This window comes from Nonomuraea sp. B208 (assembly GCF_057536035.1).
This window is the reverse complement of record NZ_BAAJOU010000010.1, coordinates 315243-332113: the sequence shown is the minus strand read 5'-3', so window position 1 is coordinate 332113 and position 16871 is coordinate 315243. Positions and strand designations below refer to the sequence as shown.

The following is a 16871-nucleotide window of genomic DNA, read 5'->3' as shown; positions in this document are numbered from 1 at the left end:
CATAAGTGGACCAGGGATCGCTGCCCATAAGCGGCGGAACGATGGAAAATGGGCCTACTTATAGTTGACCATCGGCGAAAATAGCTCTTACCATCACGGAGACTTACCTGCCGGATGCCTACCGCATGCGGAGGTGGTCCCGACACGATGGAGCTTTCATGAACAAGCTCGGTGTGTGGCTGATCGGGGCACGAGGATCCGTGGCGACCACTGCCATCGTGGGCGCCTCGGCCGTCAGGGCGGGGGCCGCGACCTCGCAAGGATGCGTGAGCGAAGCCCCCGGCTTTCCCGGTGACCTGGCTCCGCCGGGCGGCCTGGTCTTCGGCGGCCATGACATCACCGAGACCTCCTTACGCAAGCGCGCCGAGCAACTGGGCAGAGCGGGGGTCGCCCCGGCGGAACTCGCCGCCTGGCAGCGTGTGCCGTACGCCCGTCTGCGCGCCTTCGCCGAGGAGCTGTCATGAGGGCGCTGCTCGAACTGGTCCGCGCACCGGCCGCGCTGTCGGTGCCGGGGGACACCATGGCGGGGGCCGCCGCCGCGGGGCGGCGTCCGGCGCCTGGCCTGGCCCTGGCGTCGGTGCTCATGTACTGGTCGGGGATGGCGCTCAACGACTGGGCCGACCGTGAGACGGACGCCGCCGAACGTCCCGAGCGCCCGATCCCGTCGGGCCGGGTCCGCCCCGGCGCCGCGCTCGGGCTCGCGGCCGCCCTGACCGGCGCGGGCCTCGCCAGCGCCGCCCTCGCCGGCGGCCGGCGCGGTCTCACCGTCGCCGGACTGCTGGCCGGGGCGGTGTGGGCCTACGACCTGGGTCTCAAACGGACGGCGGCGGGACCGGCGTCGATGGCGGCCTGCCGCGTGCTCGACGTGCTTCTCGGCGCGGGCGAGCAGGCCGGGGCCGCCGTGCCCGCGGCCCTGGCGATAGGCGCGCACACCTACGGGATCAGCGTCCTGGGCCGGGCCGAGGTCACGGGGGCGGCACGCGGCACCGCCGAGCGCGCGCTCGTGGCGAGCGCCGCGGCGGCCGGGCTCGCGGCCGCCGCCTGCGCGCGCGACCAGGCCGCTTCCTGCGCGCATGACCGGGCCGTCGCCTGCGTGGGCGACCGGGCCGCCTCCTGCGCGCATGACCGGAACGCCGCCCGGGCCGGAGCGGGCGTCCTCATCGCCGGCTATCTCGCCTTCACCCTCCCGGTCCAGGCCGGGTTGCGGACCCGTCCCGAGCCCGAGCACGTACGGCAGGCCGTCCGCCTCGGCATCCTCGGCCTGATCCCGCTCCAGGCGGCGGCGATCGCCGGCGGCGGGCGGTTCGCGACGGCGGGCGCGCTGCTGTGCTCGCTGCCCTTGGGAAAGTGGCTCTCAAACCGGATGGCGACCTCATGAAGTGGGCCTACTGCACCAACGGCTTCGCCGACCACCGGCTTCCCGAGGCGCTCACGGTTCTGGCCGACCTGGGGTACGCCGGTGCGGCGATCACGCTCGACCACGGCCATCTCGACCCCCACTCCCCCGGCCTGGCCGCGGAGGTGTCACGGATCGCCGGGCTCCTCGCACGCCTCGGCCTCGACGTCGTCGTGGAGACGGGCGGGCGTTACACCCTCGATCCCCTGCGCGAACACCATCCGACCCTGATCAGCGACGACGCCGGACGCAGAGTGGAGTTCCTGACCACCGCGATGCGAGTCGCCGCCGATCTGGGCGCTCCCGTGGTGCACCTGTGGAGCGGGGTCCGGCCCGACGGCATGACGGAGGCGGAGGCGTACACGCGGCTGGCCCGCCAGTGCGCACGGCTGCTCGACGAGGCCGACCGGGTCGGCGTCACGCTGGGATTCGAACCCGAACCCGAGATGCTCGTCGCCGGCCTGGACGGCTTCGAGCGGCTGCGGGCGATGCTCGGCGCCCATGCCCGGTTCGGTCTCACCCTCGACATCGGGCACTCCCACTGCGTGGAGCCGGACGACCTCGTCACCTGCGTGCGCCGGGCGCTGCCGTACACCGTGCACGTGCAGATCGAGGACATGCGCCGGGGAGTCCACGAGCACCTGGAGTTCGGCGAGGGCGAGATCGACTTCCCGCCGGTGCTCGCCGCGCTGCGCGGCTACTCGGGCCTGGTGGCCGTGGAGCTGGCCCGGCACAGCCACGCGGCCCCGCAGGTCGCCCGCCGCTCGATCGAGTTCCTGAGGAGGGCACATGAAGGAGCCGGCACAGGAGTGGCTGGCACAGGCCGTCCGGCAGGTCGAGGCTGACCCCCACGCGATCCACCGGCTCTTCCCGCAGGCCGGACGGCGCGGCGGCCCAGGCGCGCGGCGCGCGCTGCTCGGCGCGCTGCACGGCGACCACGCGACGATCCGCAGCCTGTACGAGGCCGGCGACAGCGGTGAGCGGCTGGCGATCCTGACCGTCCTGCACGAGCTCGACGCGGAAGGGACGGCGGTCGGGCTGGTGGAGGACGCGCTGCGTACCAATGACGCGCGGCTGGTCGCCGCGGCCCTCGGGCCATACGGCGCGGCGTGGCTGGACGACCACTCCTTCCGTCAGGGGGTGCTCAAGTGCGTCTTCATGTCGATCCCCCTGGCGGCGGTCGCCGAGCTGGATCGCCGCTTCGACGCCGAGCTGGCCCGGATGCTGTCGGACTACGCGGCGGAGCTGCGGGCGGCCGGCCGGCCCGTCCCGGACGACGTCCTGGAGAGGATCTGAATGCGCATCTTCGACCCCCACATCCACATGACCTCCCGGACCACCGACGACTATCAGCGCATGCACGCCGCGGGGGTCCGGGCCGTCGTCGAACCCGCCTTCTGGCTGGGGCAGCCCCGTACCAACGTGGGCAGTTTCCTCGACTACTTCGACGCGCTGCTCGGCTGGGAGCCGTACCGCGCCGCGCAGTACGGCATCCACCACCACTGCGCGCTCGCGCTCAACCCGAAGGAGGCGAACGATCCGCGGTGCGCGGGGGTGCTGGCCGAGTTGCCGCGATACCTGCTGAAGGACTCCGTCGTCGCGGTCGGCGAGGTCGGCTACGACTCGATGACGGCGGAGGAGGAACGGGCCTTCGAGGCGCAGCTCGCCCTCGCGCGGGAGGCCGATCTCCCGGTGCTCGTGCACACTCCGCACCGGGACAAGACGGCGGGCGTCCGCCGCACCCTCCACGTGGTCCGGGACTCCGGGACACCCCCCGAACGGGTGCTCATCGACCACCTCAACGAGGTGACCGTCGGCATGGTGGCGGACTCGGGCTGCTGGATGGGGTTCTCGATCTACCCCGACACCAAGATGGACCCGGACCGGATGGTGGCCCTGCTCAAGGAGTACGGCACGGACAGGGTGCTGGTGAACTCGGCCGCCGACTGGGGCCGGAGCGACCCGCTCAAGACGCGCGAGGTGGCCGACGTCATGCTCGCGACCGGCTTCGGCGAGGACGAGGTGGATCGGGTGCTGTGGCGCAATCCGGTCGCCTTCTACGGGCAGAGCGGCCGCCTCGACCTCGATCCGGACCCGCACGTCGGGCCCGACCACGCCGGCAACACGATCAAGCGAGGCTGACCGTGCGGTTACGCCATCCGGACGGCTCGACGGTGCACCTGTCCTACTGCACCAACGTCCACGCCGCCGAGGACGTCCCCGGCATCCACCGTCAGCTGTCCGGCGTCGCCGCGCGGGTCAGGCGGCTGCTCGGCGTCGAGCGGCTCGGGCTCGGGCTGTGGCTGTCCCGGCACGCCGCCGCGGACCTCCTCGCCCGGCCCGGGGAGCTCGCCGGGCTGCGCGAGCGGCTGAGCGCGCTCGGGCTGGAGGTCGTGACCCTCAACGGGTTCCCCTACCGCGGCTTCCAGGACGAGATCGTGAAGTACCGCGTCTACACCCCTGACTGGGCCGACGCGGAGCGGCTGCGCCACACGCTCGGGCTCGCCGAGATCCTCGCCGTCCTGCTGCCGGACGACGTCACCGAGGGCACGATCTCGACCCTGCCCCTCGCCTGGCGCACCGGGTGGACGGGAGACAAGGCGGCCGCGGTCATGGCCAATGTCGGCGCGGTCGCCCAGGGGCTGCGCGCGCTGGCCGGCCGTACCGGCAAGGTGATCCGGCTGGGCTTCGAGCCGGAGCCCGGCTGCGTCGTCGAGACGACGCCCCAGGCCGCCGCCCTGCTGGGCGACGTGGATCACGACCACCTCGGCCTCTGCCTGGACGCCTGCCACATGGCCGTGGGTTTCGAGGAGCCCGGCGCCGGCGCCCGCACCGGGCTGCCCGTCGTGAAGCTCCAGGCGTCGTGCGCCCTGGTGGCCCCGCCGGGGGCGCAGCGGGCGCTGGCCGCGTTCGACGAGGCCCGTTTCCTCCACCAGACGCGCTCCGCCACCGGATACGCCGACGACCTGGGCGAGGCCCTGGCGGGCGGCCTGCCCGCGGACGAGAGCTGGCGCGTGCACTTCCACGTCCCGCTGCACGACGCGCCGCCCCCTCCTCTCGCCACCAGCGCCCCCTACCTGCGGGACCTGCTGAACGTGATCCTCGGCGGGGAACGGCCGCTGACCCGCCACGTCGAGGTGGAGACCTACACCTGGAACGTGCTTCCCGGCGCCCCTGCCGACCTCGCCGAAGGCATCGCGGCCGAGCTCGACTGGATGCGGGGGCAGCTCGCCGCCCTCGGGCTGAAGGAGACGTGATGGCGCCGCTGATCGTGATCAATGTCGTCGGGCTCACCCCGCGCCTGCTCGCGCACATGCCGAACGTGGCGAGCGCGGGCGCGGCGGCCACGCTGCGGCCCGTGCTCCCGGCCGTCACCTGTTCGATGCAGGCCACCCTGCTGACCGGCAGGATGCCCCGCGACCACGGCATCGTCGGCAACGGGTGGTACTTCCGCGACCTCGGCGAGGTGCTGCTGTGGCGTCAGCACAACGCGCTCATCCAGGGCGACCAGCTGTGGAGCGCCGTGCCCGGCCTGCGCACCGCCAACGTCTGCTGGTGGTACGCGATGGGCGCCGCGACCGACCTGCTCGTCACCCCGCGTCCGATCTACCACGCCGACGGCCGCAAGTCGCCCGACTGCTACACCCGCCCGCCCTCGCTCCACGACGACCTCGAGGCCGCGCTGGGGCCGTTCCCCCTGTTCAGTTACTGGGGGCCCAACGCGGGGATCGCCTCCTCCGAATGGATCGTCGCCGCCGCCCGCCGCATCCTGGCCCGCGAACGGCCGGACCTGCTGCTGGTCTACGTGCCTCACCTCGACTACGACCTCCAGCGGTACGGCCCCGCCGGTCCCGAGGCGATCGCGGCGGCCCGCGCCGTCGACGCCGCTCTGGCCCCGCTCCTGGCCGAGGAGGCCGAGGTGGTCGTGCTCTCGGAGTACGGCATCACTCCGGCGTCCCGCCCGGTGGACATCAACCGGGCGCTGCGCGCCGCGGGTCTCCTGGAGGTCTACACCCAGGCCGGGATGGAGTACCTCGACCCGTGGACGTCCCGGGCCTTCGCGGTCGCCGACCACCAGGTGGCCCACGTGTACGTGCGCGACCCCGCCGACCTCGACCGCGCCCGCGCCGTCGTCGCCGAGCTCGCGGGCGTGGACGAGGTGCTCGACCAGGCGGGGAAGGCGAAGTACGGGCTCGACCACGAACGCGCCGGCGAGCTCGTCGCGGTGGCGGAGCCCGACGCCTGGTTCACCTATTACTACTGGCTCTCCGACGACCGCGCCCCGGACTTCGCCAGGCTCGTGGACATCCACCGCAAACCCGGCTACGACCCGGCCGAGCTGTTCATGGACCCGGGCGATCCGTTCGTCAAGCTCCGTGCGGCGGCGGCGCTGGCGAGGAAGAAGCTGGGCTTCCGCTACGCGATGCGGGTGGTGCCGCTCGACCCGGCGCCGGTGCGGGGCAGTCACGGCCGGCTGCCCGACCTTCCCGACGACGGCCCGCTGATCATCGGTCCCTTCGACCGTGACTCCTACGAGGCGAGCGAGGTCAGGGGTCTCCTGGCCGGTCTGGCCCGGCGGAGCCGCTGACCGTGGTTCGCGCGGTCCCCGGCCGGGGACCGCGCGAAGGCCGTGGGCTCAGACCCGGGTCCAGCGCTGGTTGCTTGCTCCGGTGCAGGTCCAGATGCGGGCCCTGGTGCCGTTGGCGGTGCCGTTGACGTCCAGGCACTTGTTCGCACCCACCGCCGTGATGGTGCCGTCGGCGTTGAGCCGCCACTTCTGGTTGTTCTGCCCGTTGCAGTCCCAGATGATCACCGCGGTGCCGTCCGCCGTGCCGGCGCCGTTCACGTCGAGGCACTTGTTGCCGTAGACCCGCAGCTCAGTCGCGGCGGTCGACGTCCACCGCTGGTTGTTCTGCCCGTTGCAGTCCCAGATCTGCGCCTGCGCCCCGTTGGCCTGGGAAGCTCCGCTGACGTCCAGGCACCGGCCCGACCCCACGCCCTTGAGTGCGCTTGTACCGTTCGGCGTGCCGGTCAGCTCCTTGACGCGGATGTTGCGGAACGACACCACGTCGCCGGACCCGTGGTTCTGGATGCCGAGGTAGCCCTGCTGGAGCGAGCGGACCGGATCGGTGTTGGTGAAGTCGTTGATCCTGGTGCCGTTCAGGAACACCTGCAGCCGCTCACCCTCCACCAGCAGCTCATAGGTGTTCCACTGCCCCGGCGGGTTGAGCGCCGCGTCGCGGGCGGCGGTGTCGGCCGCCTTGAACCCGTAGATCGCCCCGGTCGTCTTGTCCGGGGTGTCGGTCGCGTCGATCTGCACCTCATATCCGGTGTCGAGCGCCGTTTGGGGGTCGCTGGTGGCCGGGAACCCGACGATGACGCCGGAGTTGGAGTCGCCGGTCATCCTCCAGTCGAGCTTGACGGAGTAGGAGCGGAACTCCTTGACGTTGTACCACAGCATGCCCATGCCGCCCTGGGAGGTCAGCGTGGCGTCGCTGTTGGCGAACGATCCCGGCCCGGCCTGCGACCAGCCCGTCGTCGAGCCGTTGTACAAGGTCGTGTACCCGGTCTCCGGGCGGCAGTCGGCGTTGGTGGCCTTGGCCGTGTACCTGATCCCGCCGAGCAGCAGCGCGCGGAAGTTCGGATCGGCGTACGACTCCTGGGTGTGCCCCAGGCCGGTGTAGAACGCCCGGCCGGAGGACTGCGGGTGGCACCAGGTGATCGGGTGATCGCCCATGCCGCCGCCGCTGTAGCTGCCCTCGTCCAGGCTCTGCAGCACCCGGACGTTGGGGCGGGGGTTGGTGCGGTAGTTGTACCACTCGTCGGTACGCGACCAGGTCGTCCCCAGGTGAGCGGTCGCGGCGTGCGCTCGGTCCTCGGTGCGTACGGTGGCCTGCTGGATCGCCGGATGGCTGTTGAACCAGGCCCCCATCAGCTGACCGTAGTAGGGCCAGTTGTACTCGGTGTCGGCGGCCGCGTGCACCCCGACGTAGCCGCCCCCGCCGTCCACGTACGTCTGGAAGGCGGCCTGCTGGTTGTCGTTCAGCACGTCACCGGTGGTGCTGAGGAACACCACCGCCTTGTACTGGGCCAGGTTGGCCGTGGTGAAGGCGTTGGAGTCCTCGGTGGCGTCGACGGCGAAGTCGTTGGCGGTCCCCAGGTCGCGGATGGCCTGGATCCCGCTGGGGATCGAGTCGTGCCGGAACCCGGCCGTCTTCGAGAACACCAGCACCTTGAAGGCGGCGGACTGGGCGGGCACGGCCGGGATCACCGTCGCGGCGACGGTGATCGCCGCCACCGTCACTGCGAGGCGTCGCAGCACGGATGTCTTTCTGTCGCTCGGCATGGAAGTCCTTTCAGACGCGGGTCCAGCGCTGGTTGGTTCCTCCGGTGCAGGTCCAGATGCGCATCTTGGTGCCGTTGGCGGTGCCGTTGACGTCCAGGCACTTGTTCGCACCCACCGCCGTGATGGTGCCGTCGGTGTTGAGGCGCCATTTCTGGTTGTTCTGGCCGTTGCAGTCCCAGATGATCACGCTGGTGCCGTCGGCCGTGCCGGCGCCGTTCACGTCCAGGCACTTGTTGCCGTAGACCCGCAGCTCAGTCGCGGCGGTCGACGTCCACTGCTGGTTGGACTGCCCGTTGCAGTCCCAGATCTGCGCCTGCGCGCCGTTGGCCTGCGAGGCTCCGTTGACGTCCAGGCACCGCCCCGACGCCACCCCCTTGAACGCGGTCGTGCTCCCCGACGGGGTGCCGGTGTCGAGAGTGAAGGCGTCCACGTCGAACAGGTAGCCCTGTCCGGTCGGGCCGCGGAAGACCAGATAGAGCGTCGTCGTGCCGGCCGGGGCGCCGCTGAGGTTCGCCGAGACGTCGGCGAAGGTGTCCCAGCTGCCGGTGCTCGCCACGTTCACCGTTCCCAGCAGCGTGCCCGTCGCCGAGCCGGCCCGCACCTCGATCCGGCCGCCCGCGCCGGCCGAGGACACCCGGGCGGTGATCCTCGTCGCGTTGCCCAGGTTGTACGGCTGGAAGGAGATCCAGTCGCCGTCGTCGGTGAAGCCCACCGTCTTGCCGCCTTCCGCGGTGGCGTGGTCGGCCGTCTGGACGCCCTGCTGGGCGCCGAAGTGCTCGGCCTGCCGGTGCCGCGGCTGGAGCGTACGGTCGCTGGTGGAGGTCAGGCCGCCCCTGTCGGTGTAGGAGGCCTCGAAGACGCCGTAGATGTTGGCCGCGGCGTCATGCTCGCCGTCCAAGGGCACCTCGATGGAGCCCGAGCAGCCGGTCTTCGAGGTGATCTTGTGGCGGTGGCTGTCGTGGCCGAGGAGGTAGGAGACCGTGACCCCGGCGCAGTCGATCGTGCCGTCCTCCGGGTCGCTGACGGTGACCTGGAAGGGCACGGTGTCACCGAAGGAGAACAGCTGACCGTCGGCAGGGGCGGTGAGGGTGACCGTCGGCGCGGTGTTGCCGACGTTCACGATCACGCTCGCCGTGCCGGTGAGACCCTGCGGGTCCCGGACCGTGAGCGTCGCCGTGTAGGCGCCGTTGGTGGTGTAGGTCTTGCTCGGGTTCGCCGCCGTGGAGGTGGTGCCGTCGCCGAAGTTCCACGAGTACGTCAGCGCGCCGCCCTCCGGGTCGGAGCTGCCCGCCGAGGAGAAGGCCACCGTCAGCGGGGCGGGCCCCGACGTCTTGTCGGCGGACGCCCTGGCGATCGGGTTGCGGTTGGCGCTGCCGATGTACTCGATCCGGTACAGCGCCTGGTTGTTGCTCCCGGTGCCGTAGTCGAGGACGTACAGGGCCCCGTCAGGGCCGAAGGCCATGTCCATCACCTGCGTCCCCGACCAGGGGAACGCGGAGATCTCCCCGTAGCCGCCGTCCGACTTGACCTCGATCGCCTTGATCCAGCGGCGGCCGTACTCGCCGGCGAAGAAGCGCCCGTCGAGCACCTGGGGGAACTTGACGGCCGAGTTCAGGCCGGCGTCGTAACGGTAGACCGGGCCGCCCATCGGCGATTCCGACCCGGAGCCGAACTCCGGCGGGCTGCCGGCGTCCCCCGCGTACCGGATCCACGCCGGCTTCGCCGCGGGCAGCGTGGTCAGGCCGGTGTTACGGAAGGAGTTGTTGGTCGGGCCGCCCGCGCAGTTGTACTTCGGGCCGGTGCTGTTGGTGGCGAAGTTCCACTCGTTGTAGGTCTCGCTGGTGGTGTTCGTGCCCGTGCAGTACGGCCATCCGTAGTTGCCGGGACCGGTGATGCGGTTGAACTCCACCTGCCCGCTCGGCCCTCTGGCGGAGTTGGTCACCCCGGCGTCCGGCCCGTAGTCGCCGAGGTAGACGACGCCGGTCGCCTTGTCCACGCTCATCCGGAACGGGTTGCGGAAGCCCATCGCGTAGATCTCCGGCCGGGTCTTCGCCGTCCCCGGCGGGAACAGGTTGCCGCTGGGGATCGTGTAGGTGCCGTCGGGCTGCGGCTTGATGCGCAGGAGCTTGCCGCGCAGGTCGTTGGTGTTGCCGGCCGAGCGCTGGGCGTCGAACTGCGGGTTGCGGTCGGTCCGCTCGTCCAGCGGGGAGTAGCCGCTCGACTCGAAGGGGTTGGTGTCGTCGCCGGTGGTCAGGTAGAGGTTGCCGGCGGCGTCGAAGTCGATGTCCCCGCCCACGTGGCAGCACTGGCCGCGGTCGTTCTGGACCCGCAGGACCACCTTCTCGCTGGCCAGGTCGAGGGTGTCGTCCGACTTGAGGGTGAACCGCGACAGGTGCAGCTCGCCCTTCCACTGGTCGAACTGCGCCTGCGTGCCGGTGCTCGGCGCGTCACCGTTCGGGGTGCTCAGGCGCGGCGAGTAGTAGAGCCATAAGTACCGGTTGGACGCGAAGCCGGGGTCCACCGCCACACCCTGCAGGCCCTCCTCGTCGTGACTGTAGACGTCGAGCTTGCCGGCCACCTTCGTGGTGCCGTTGACATCGGTGACGCGTACCGTGCCGTCGCGCGCGGTGTGCACCACCGAACGGTTCGGCATCACGGCCAGCGACATGGCCTCGCCCAGCTCGGCGCCCCCCGACGCGAGAGACACCTGCTGGTAGTCGGAGGCCGGGATGACGAGGGCGTTGGCAGGAGGGGCGTCGAGCGCGAGTGTTCCGGAAGTGATCAGCGCCACCGTGGTCAACAAAGTGAGCCATGGACGTCGGGACATGACTGTTCCTCCACTGTCGGATCTAGGCACGGGCCCACTTCTGGTTGGTGCCGCCGGTGCAGGTCCAGATCTGCACCCTGGTGCCGTTGGCGGTGCCGTTCCCGGACACGTCCAGGCACTTGTTCGCGCCGACCGCGGTGATGGTGCCGTCGGCGTTGAGGCGCCATTTCTGGTTGTTCTGGCCGTTGCAGTCCCAGATGATCACGCTGGTGCCGTCGGCCGTCCCGGCGCCGTTCACGTCCAGGCACTTGTTGCCGTAGACCCGCAGCTCAGTCGCGGCGGTCGACGTCCACTGCTGGTTGGACTGCCCGTTGCAGTCCCAGATCAGCACCTGCGCGCCGTTGGCCTGCGAGGCTCCGTTGACGTCCAGGCACCGGCCCGACCCCGCGCCCTTGAGCGCCCCCGTGTTCCCCGACGGCTGGCCCCCGGGGCCGGCGGACGCCATCACGGCCTGGGCTCCCGCGGGCCAGGCGCCGTTGGCGACGGTGACGTTGTTGTTCACCACGTTGCCGCGGTCGCCGTTGGTCACGTTGGTGCTGCCGTTGGTCGACCAGTTGCCGGTGACGGTGAAGTTCCCCATGTTCTCGCCGCCCCAGTAGTTGGCGGTGGCCCAGGTCCCGGTGTTCGAGAGCACATTGCCGGTGACGGTGTAGTACTTGGAGCCCTCGTCGAAGTAGATCCCGAACCAGCCGTTGGTCCGCAGGCAGTGGTTGCCGCTGATCACCGCGTTCGGGTTCCACGACAGCGTGTAGATGCAGCCGCCGTCGGTCATCTGCTGCATGACGTCATGCACGTAGTTGCCGACGAGCTTGTTGCCGGACGCGGTGGTGGGGGTGGTGTAGCGCGGCTGGTAGTTGTACAGGCCGCGGTTGGCGTACTGGTTGCTGCCGCCCGGCTCGTTGGCGCCCCAGCCGTACCCGATCGACATGCCGGTGTAGGGCAGATTGTAGACCTCGTTGTGCGACACGTCGGTGTTGGTGACGTAGGTGGTCAGGACCGAGACGATGCCCCGGTAGTCCAGGCCGAGGTCGTGGATGCGGTTGTTGCTGACGGTGATGTTCCGGTTGACCATCCGCTGGTCGCTGGGGTGGTGCGCGTCGGCGCGCACGCCGCCGACCACGACGCCGCCGGCCGAGCTCTGGGCGATCTCGGATCGGGTGACCGTGATGTCGGCGGCGCCCAGGCCGACGCCGCTGGCGTGCGCGTTGGCGTCGTTGCCGATGCCCACGGCGGTCTGGCCGAGGTTGACGAACCGGGAGTCGGTGAAGGTGACGTTGTTGGCCGCGGACACCTGCACGGCCGCCGGCATCTGCTGCCAGTGCGGCCGGGCGGCCTCGAACTGCTGGCAGCCCTCCTGGCAGGAGGTCAGCCTGTCGGCGGGCCAGTTCCAGGTGCCCGCGATGTAGGCGCCGGTCTGCTGGTCCGCGTAGCCCTGGTTGCTGCTGGGTCCGAGCCAGGTCGTGCCGGTGAACGTGATCCCGCTGAAGGTGATGTGGTGCGCGGGCGCGTCGTAGGTGCCTCCGACGTTCACCAGGGACTGGAGAAGCGGCAGCTCGACGTTGACGTTGCTCATGTTCTGCCCGGCGGCCGGGATGTAGTAAAGGACGCCGGTGCGGGGGTTGACGTACCACTCCCCCGGCGCGTCCAGGAACTCGTAGGCGTTCTCCAGGTACAGCGGGCCCGCCCGATGCGGCTGGGTGAAGGTGTCGTACCCGAAGGTGTTGTTGTTCCAGCCGGGCTGCTGCATCGTGATGAAGTTCCCGCTGATGCTCTGCACCGTCACGTAGCGGTCCGTGAACGAGCCCACGCTCTCCATCTCGACCCGGTTCTGGTCGGCGAGGTTGTTCAGGTAGCTCAGGGCGCTGTTGCCGAACCTCAGCCCGGTGGTGGTGGCGGTGAAGTCGGACCGGTTCACGGTCGTGCGCGCCCGCGTGGCGAGGGCGCCGTTGACGTACAGCTGCCGGGTGTCGATCCCGGTGCCGACATTGGCACGCCAGATGTTCTTCCCCGAGTCGGCCACGGTCCATCCGGTGACCGCCCTGGCTCCGCTGATGACGGGGTGGGCGCCCGCCGCGGCCCGCCAGGTGACGGTGTAGCCGTTGTTCCCCGAATCGGCGGCGGTCAGCCGGAGCGGCGCGGAGAGCCGGTACACCCCGTCGGCCAGTTCGACGACGATGTCCCCGGACATGGCGCCGTTCAGCGAACGTACCGCCGTCTGCGCCGCGGAGACCGAGCACGGCTGGGCGGACGTGCAGGCGGTGCCGGTGCCGGTGGGTGACGCGTAGAGGGTCGTGGTGGCCGCGAGGGCCGGGGTGGCGGGGGCGACGAGGGTGAACGCCGCGGCCAGCGCCGCGACGATGCCGATCAGGAACGGTCTCAGCGCCATGACGGGCGAAGATGACTGCACAGTGTGGTTCCTTCGGGGGGTGCGGGTGTGGCCGGGTCACGCCCTGCTCAGGCAGGTGACGCCCTTCCGAGGGCCTTCGCCTCCCATTACGTTGTGAGTCTTGAGACCCGTCAAGACCTTAAGCCCGCTTATTTCACCCTTTGCACACTGAGCAGTCGGCCGTGGTTAGCCGATTTGGGCTATCCACCAGCGAGAATTCCCGCATCGCGTACGCCGGCGCCGATCGCCCTCGTATGAACCGTTCAGATGAGTCCTACTCATCGGTCCCGCCTCCGAGCCTGGGAGGGCGACCTCATCAGCCATACTTTGTAGGTACGGCGAGGAGGAAGCACAGTGACCGACACCCCCCACGAGAGCGCATACCGGCCGGGTTACGAGGTGGCGGCCGAGCAGGTACTCGAACTGATCGTCCGGCTCGGCCTGCGTCCGGGCGACCGCATGCCGACCGAGAACGAGCTGGCCCGGCAACTGGGCACCAGCCGCACGGTGGTGCGCGAGGCGGTGAAGATCCTCTCCGCGCTCGGCCGGGTACGCGCCCAGAAGGGCCGCGGCCTGTACGTGGCCGACGGCGAGGGGATGTTCGGCACCGGGCGCTGGGCCTCCTTCTTCCTCCCGACCGACCTCGACCACGTCTACATGCTCTTCGAGTTCCGCCGGGCGCAGGAGATGGAGACCAGCAGGCTGGCCGCCCGCCGCGCCACCCCCGCGGAGCTGAGGGCCATCGAGGAGGCGGCCGGTGTGTGCCGCCACGGCTTCGAGACCGGGCAGGAAGACCTGTTCAACAAGGGCGACAACAGCTTCCACAACGCCATCGCCACGGCCTCGCACAACATGTTCCTCCAGGTGGCGGTGCGGGAGGCCCGCAGACTGCAGGCGCAGTCCAACCTCATCGGGCTGAGCGGCTCGGTGGGCGGGCACGCCGCCAAGGCCGTCGAGGAGCACGACGCCATCTACCAGGCCATCCACGCCGGCGACCCGGAAGCGGCCGCCCAGGCCGCGGCCACGCACATCGACAACACCCTCGACGACTACCGCAGAGAGATCCAGCAGCGCCTCTTCTCGTCCCACGAATGAACGTTTCATGGAGCCCGGCCACCAGCGTCACCGATGAGCGTGCTTCCGGCAGGCCGCCGGACAGGAGGGAGTCTTGACAGCCGGTCCGCCCGTCATATGTGCTTCGCCGGACACCGCGGCTGTCTCCGTCTCGCCCTGTCTCCAAGGAGTACGACATGCGGCCTTCAACCGTTCCCTTATCGGGCTCCCGGGCGGCCGTCCTCGCGGCTGTGGTGGCGGCGCTGGCGACCCTCCTGGCCACGACCCTGACCTGGTCGGCGCCGGCCTCGGCGGCGACCACGCCGCTGGTGGGCGCGGGGTCGGGCCGGTGCCTGGACGTCAACGGAGCCTCACAGACGAACGGCGCGCAGGTGCAGATCTGGGACTGCAACGGGCAGTCCAACCAGCAGTGGACGTCGACCGCCGCGACTGAGCTGCGGGTCTACGGCGGCAAGTGCCTCGACGTGAACGGCGCCGGCACCGCCGACGGCACCAGCGTGATCATCTGGGACTGCAACGGCCAGAACAACCAGAAATGGCGCCTCAACACCGACGGCACCATCACCGCGGTCGGCGCCAACAAGTGCCTGGACGTGTCCGGGAACGGCACCGCCAACGGCACCAAGGTGCAGATCTGGGCCTGCCACGGCGGCGCCAACCAGAAGTGGACCACCGGAGCCGGGCCCACCCCGCCGCCGCCCGGCGGGCGCCCGTGCGACATCTACGCCTCCGGCGGCACGCCGTGCGTGGCCGCGCACAGCACGACCCGGGCGCTCTACGGCTCGTACAACGGCAACCTCTACCAGGTCAGGCGCTCCTCCGACAGCACGACCAGGAACATCGGCGTGCTGACCGCGGGCGGCGTCGCCGACGCCGCGGCCCAGGACTCGTTCTGCGCCGGCACCACGTGCGTCGTGACCGTCGTGTACGACCAGTCCGGGCGGGGCAACGACCTGTGGTACCAGGGCTCCAGCGTGGTCCCCGGCTCCCCGCAGAGCAGGCCCGCGATCGCGACCAGCGAGTCGCTCACCGTCGGCGGCGGCAAGGCGTACTCGCTCTACATCAACCCCGGCAACAGCTACTGGCGGGACGGCCACCTGACCGGCGTGCCCACCGGCAGCGCGCCCGAGGGCATGTACATGGTCACCAGCGGCACCCACGTCAACGGCGGCTGCTGCTTCGACTACGGCAACAGCGAGACGACCAGGAAGGCCGACGCCGCCGGCGCCATGGACGCCATCAACTTCAGCGTCCAGTGCTGGTTCGGCGGCTGCCAGGGAAGCGGCCCCTGGGTCCAGGCCGACCTCGAATGGGGGCTCTACCCCGGCGGCAGCCAGTCCTGGAACCCCAACCAGCGGGCCTTCCCGCACAAGTTCGTCACCGCCACGCTGAAGAACAACGGCACCAGCCGGTTCGCCATCAAGGGCAGCAACGCGCAGTCCGGCAGCCTCTACACCCTGTACGACGGGCCGCTCCCCAACGGATACAGCCCGATGAAGAAGCAAGGGGCCATCATCCTGGGCAGCGGCGGCGACTGCTGCAAGCCCGACGGCGGCGCCAACCTCAGCGCCGGAACCTTCTACGAAGGAGCCATGGTGGCCGGCTATCCCACCGACGCCACCGAGAACGCCGTCCAGGCCGACATCGTCGCCGCCGGCTACCGCTGAGGCGCCTGACGCCAGGTCTGATCGACGCCGTCCGCGACCGCCAGCAGCCGTCGCCCGGCGTGCTCCGGCCGGATGTGGGGGCCCTGCTCGGCCCTCGCGTCCGGCCGGCGGGCGGAGGCGTTGATCGCGTACTCGTCGATCGTGATGCCGAGGCCCGGCGCGTCCCCGAGGATGAACGCGCCGTCCTCGACGTGCAGGTCGAGCGACAGCCCGAGCGGAGGGCTCAGGTCCTGCAACTCGCTGGCCAGGTGGTTCGGCACCGACGTCGCGGCGTGCAGCAGCGCGACCGGCATGTTCCCGATCGGGCTGACCGGCAGGTCATGGGCGTGCGCCAGCGCGGACACCCGGAGGAAGTGGGTCACCCCCCAGACCACGGCCGTCTGGACGACGTCGACGGCCCCCGCGGCCAGCAGCGGGCGGAACTGCTCCAGTCCGGTGAGGTTCTCCCCCGTGGCGACGGAGGCGCGGATCCCGCGACCGACCACGGCCAGACCCTCGGCGTCCCACCGCCGGACCGGCTCTTCGATCCACGTGAGATCGAGGGTGCGTTCGAGCTCGCAGACGTGCCGGACCGCCTGCTTGCGGGTCCATGCCTCGTTCACGTCGAGCATCAGGCCCGGCCGCGATCCGTGCCCGGCCTCGGTCAGGACGTCCCGTACCAGGGTCAGGCGGTGCCGGTCGCGTTCGATGTCGAGGCCGCCCTTGAGCTTGGCCGCGCGCAGACCGTGCTGGGCGTAGACCTGGTAGACCGAGACGAGCTCGTCGTCGGTCAGGCCGATGTCGATGCCCGAGGCGTAGGCGGGCACCCGCCGGTCGCGTCCGCCCAGCAGCCGCCAGAGCGGCTCGCCGGCCGCCTGGGCCTTGATGTCCCACAGGGCGGTGTCGAGCGCGCCGATCGTGCCGAACACCGCGCCGGCGTGGCCGGCCTTGAAGGTCTGCCGCAGCATGCGGTCGTAGAGCGCCGTCACGCCGCGCGGGTCCTCGCCCTCGATCGCGGCGAAGACGGCGTCGATCTCCACGTGCGGCCCGAGGCCGATGCCGGTGATCCCCTCGTCGGTGTCCACCATGACGAGCGGCACCGGGACGACGCCGTCGGCGAAGACACCGTTGGCGTCGCCGACGGGACGGCCCCATTCCTGGACCGTCGTCGTGGTCCGATACCCCGTGATCCGCAT

The 16871-nt window shown here is 70.7% G+C and carries 13 protein-coding genes; 9 read left to right on the top strand and 4 right to left on the bottom strand.

Translation table 11 applies throughout. The annotated features are described in order from the left end of the window. The first annotated feature begins 158 nt into the window (after positions 1 to 158). The 7 genes from AC27IY_RS07100 to AC27IY_RS07070 are packed head-to-tail and all read left to right on the top strand — an operon-like array spanning position 159 to position 5984. On the top strand, positions 159 to 464 hold the full coding sequence (locus tag AC27IY_RS07100; RefSeq protein ID WP_487177464.1) for an inositol-3-phosphate synthase: 306 nt from the start codon (positions 159 to 161) through the stop codon (positions 462 to 464). After that, positions 461 to 1378: an SCO3242 family prenyltransferase gene (locus tag AC27IY_RS07095; RefSeq protein ID WP_487177463.1), complete on the top strand. Its 918-nt coding sequence runs from the start codon at positions 461 to 463 to the stop codon at positions 1376 to 1378. Before AC27IY_RS07100 ends, AC27IY_RS07095 begins: the two co-directional genes overlap by 4 nt. Beyond that, a complete protein-coding gene (locus tag AC27IY_RS07090) occupies positions 1375 to 2241 on the top strand; it encodes a sugar phosphate isomerase/epimerase family protein (RefSeq protein ID WP_487177462.1) in 867 nt (288 codons plus the stop codon). The genes AC27IY_RS07095 and AC27IY_RS07090 overlap by 4 nt, the downstream gene beginning before the upstream one ends. Next, entirely contained in the window at positions 2186 to 2692 is a 507-nt protein-coding gene (locus AC27IY_RS07085; RefSeq protein WP_487177461.1) for an EboA domain-containing protein, read from the top strand. Before AC27IY_RS07090 ends, AC27IY_RS07085 begins: the two co-directional genes overlap by 56 nt. Further along, a complete protein-coding gene (locus tag AC27IY_RS07080) occupies positions 2693 to 3538 on the top strand; it encodes a TatD family hydrolase (RefSeq protein ID WP_487177460.1) in 846 nt (281 codons plus the stop codon). Positions 3539 to 3540: 2 nt separating this feature from the next. Continuing rightward, positions 3541 to 4653 (top strand): metabolite traffic protein EboE, encoded by a 1113-nt coding sequence (eboE, locus tag AC27IY_RS07075; RefSeq protein ID WP_487177459.1) that lies wholly within the window; start codon positions 3541 to 3543, stop codon positions 4651 to 4653. Then, a complete protein-coding gene (locus AC27IY_RS07070) occupies positions 4653 to 5984 on the top strand; it encodes an alkaline phosphatase family protein (protein ID WP_487177458.1) in 1332 nt (443 codons plus the stop codon). The genes eboE and AC27IY_RS07070 overlap by 1 nt, the downstream gene beginning before the upstream one ends. A gap of 48 nt (positions 5985 to 6032) precedes the next feature. Here AC27IY_RS07070 and AC27IY_RS07065 read toward each other — a convergent pair whose 3' ends face one another. From AC27IY_RS07065 to AC27IY_RS07055, 3 genes are read right to left on the bottom strand one after another with little or no spacing between them, the layout of a single operon-like run. Beyond that, positions 6033 to 7742: a ThuA domain-containing protein gene (locus AC27IY_RS07065; RefSeq protein WP_487177457.1), complete on the bottom strand. Its 1710-nt coding sequence runs from the start codon at positions 7740 to 7742 to the stop codon at positions 6033 to 6035. Positions 7743 to 7752: 10 nt separating this feature from the next. Next, positions 7753 to 10569, bottom strand: coding sequence for a PQQ-dependent sugar dehydrogenase (locus AC27IY_RS07060; protein ID WP_487177456.1), 2817 nt, complete (start codon positions 10567 to 10569; stop codon positions 7753 to 7755). Positions 10570 to 10591: 22 nt separating this feature from the next. Next, positions 10592 to 12955, bottom strand: a complete 2364-nt coding sequence (locus AC27IY_RS07055) for an RICIN domain-containing protein (RefSeq protein ID WP_487177455.1) — start codon at positions 12953 to 12955, stop codon at positions 10592 to 10594. A 354-nt stretch (positions 12956 to 13309) separates the two neighbouring features. Here AC27IY_RS07055 and AC27IY_RS07050 point away from each other — a divergent pair, with 354 nt between their 5' ends. Beyond that, positions 13310 to 14050 carry a FadR/GntR family transcriptional regulator gene (locus AC27IY_RS07050; protein ID WP_344206792.1) on the top strand — a complete coding sequence of 247 codons (741 nt, stop codon included), beginning with the start codon at positions 13310 to 13312 and terminating at the stop codon, positions 14048 to 14050. 155 nt (positions 14051 to 14205) lie between these two features. Next, a complete protein-coding gene (locus AC27IY_RS07045; RefSeq protein ID WP_487177454.1) occupies positions 14206 to 15696 on the top strand; it encodes an arabinofuranosidase catalytic domain-containing protein in 1491 nt (496 codons plus the stop codon). Here the strand turns inward: AC27IY_RS07045 and AC27IY_RS07040 are convergent. Continuing rightward, positions 15687 to 16871 (bottom strand): mandelate racemase/muconate lactonizing enzyme family protein, encoded by a 1185-nt coding sequence (locus tag AC27IY_RS07040; protein WP_487177453.1) that lies wholly within the window; start codon positions 16869 to 16871, stop codon positions 15687 to 15689. The genes AC27IY_RS07045 and AC27IY_RS07040 overlap by 10 nt on opposite strands.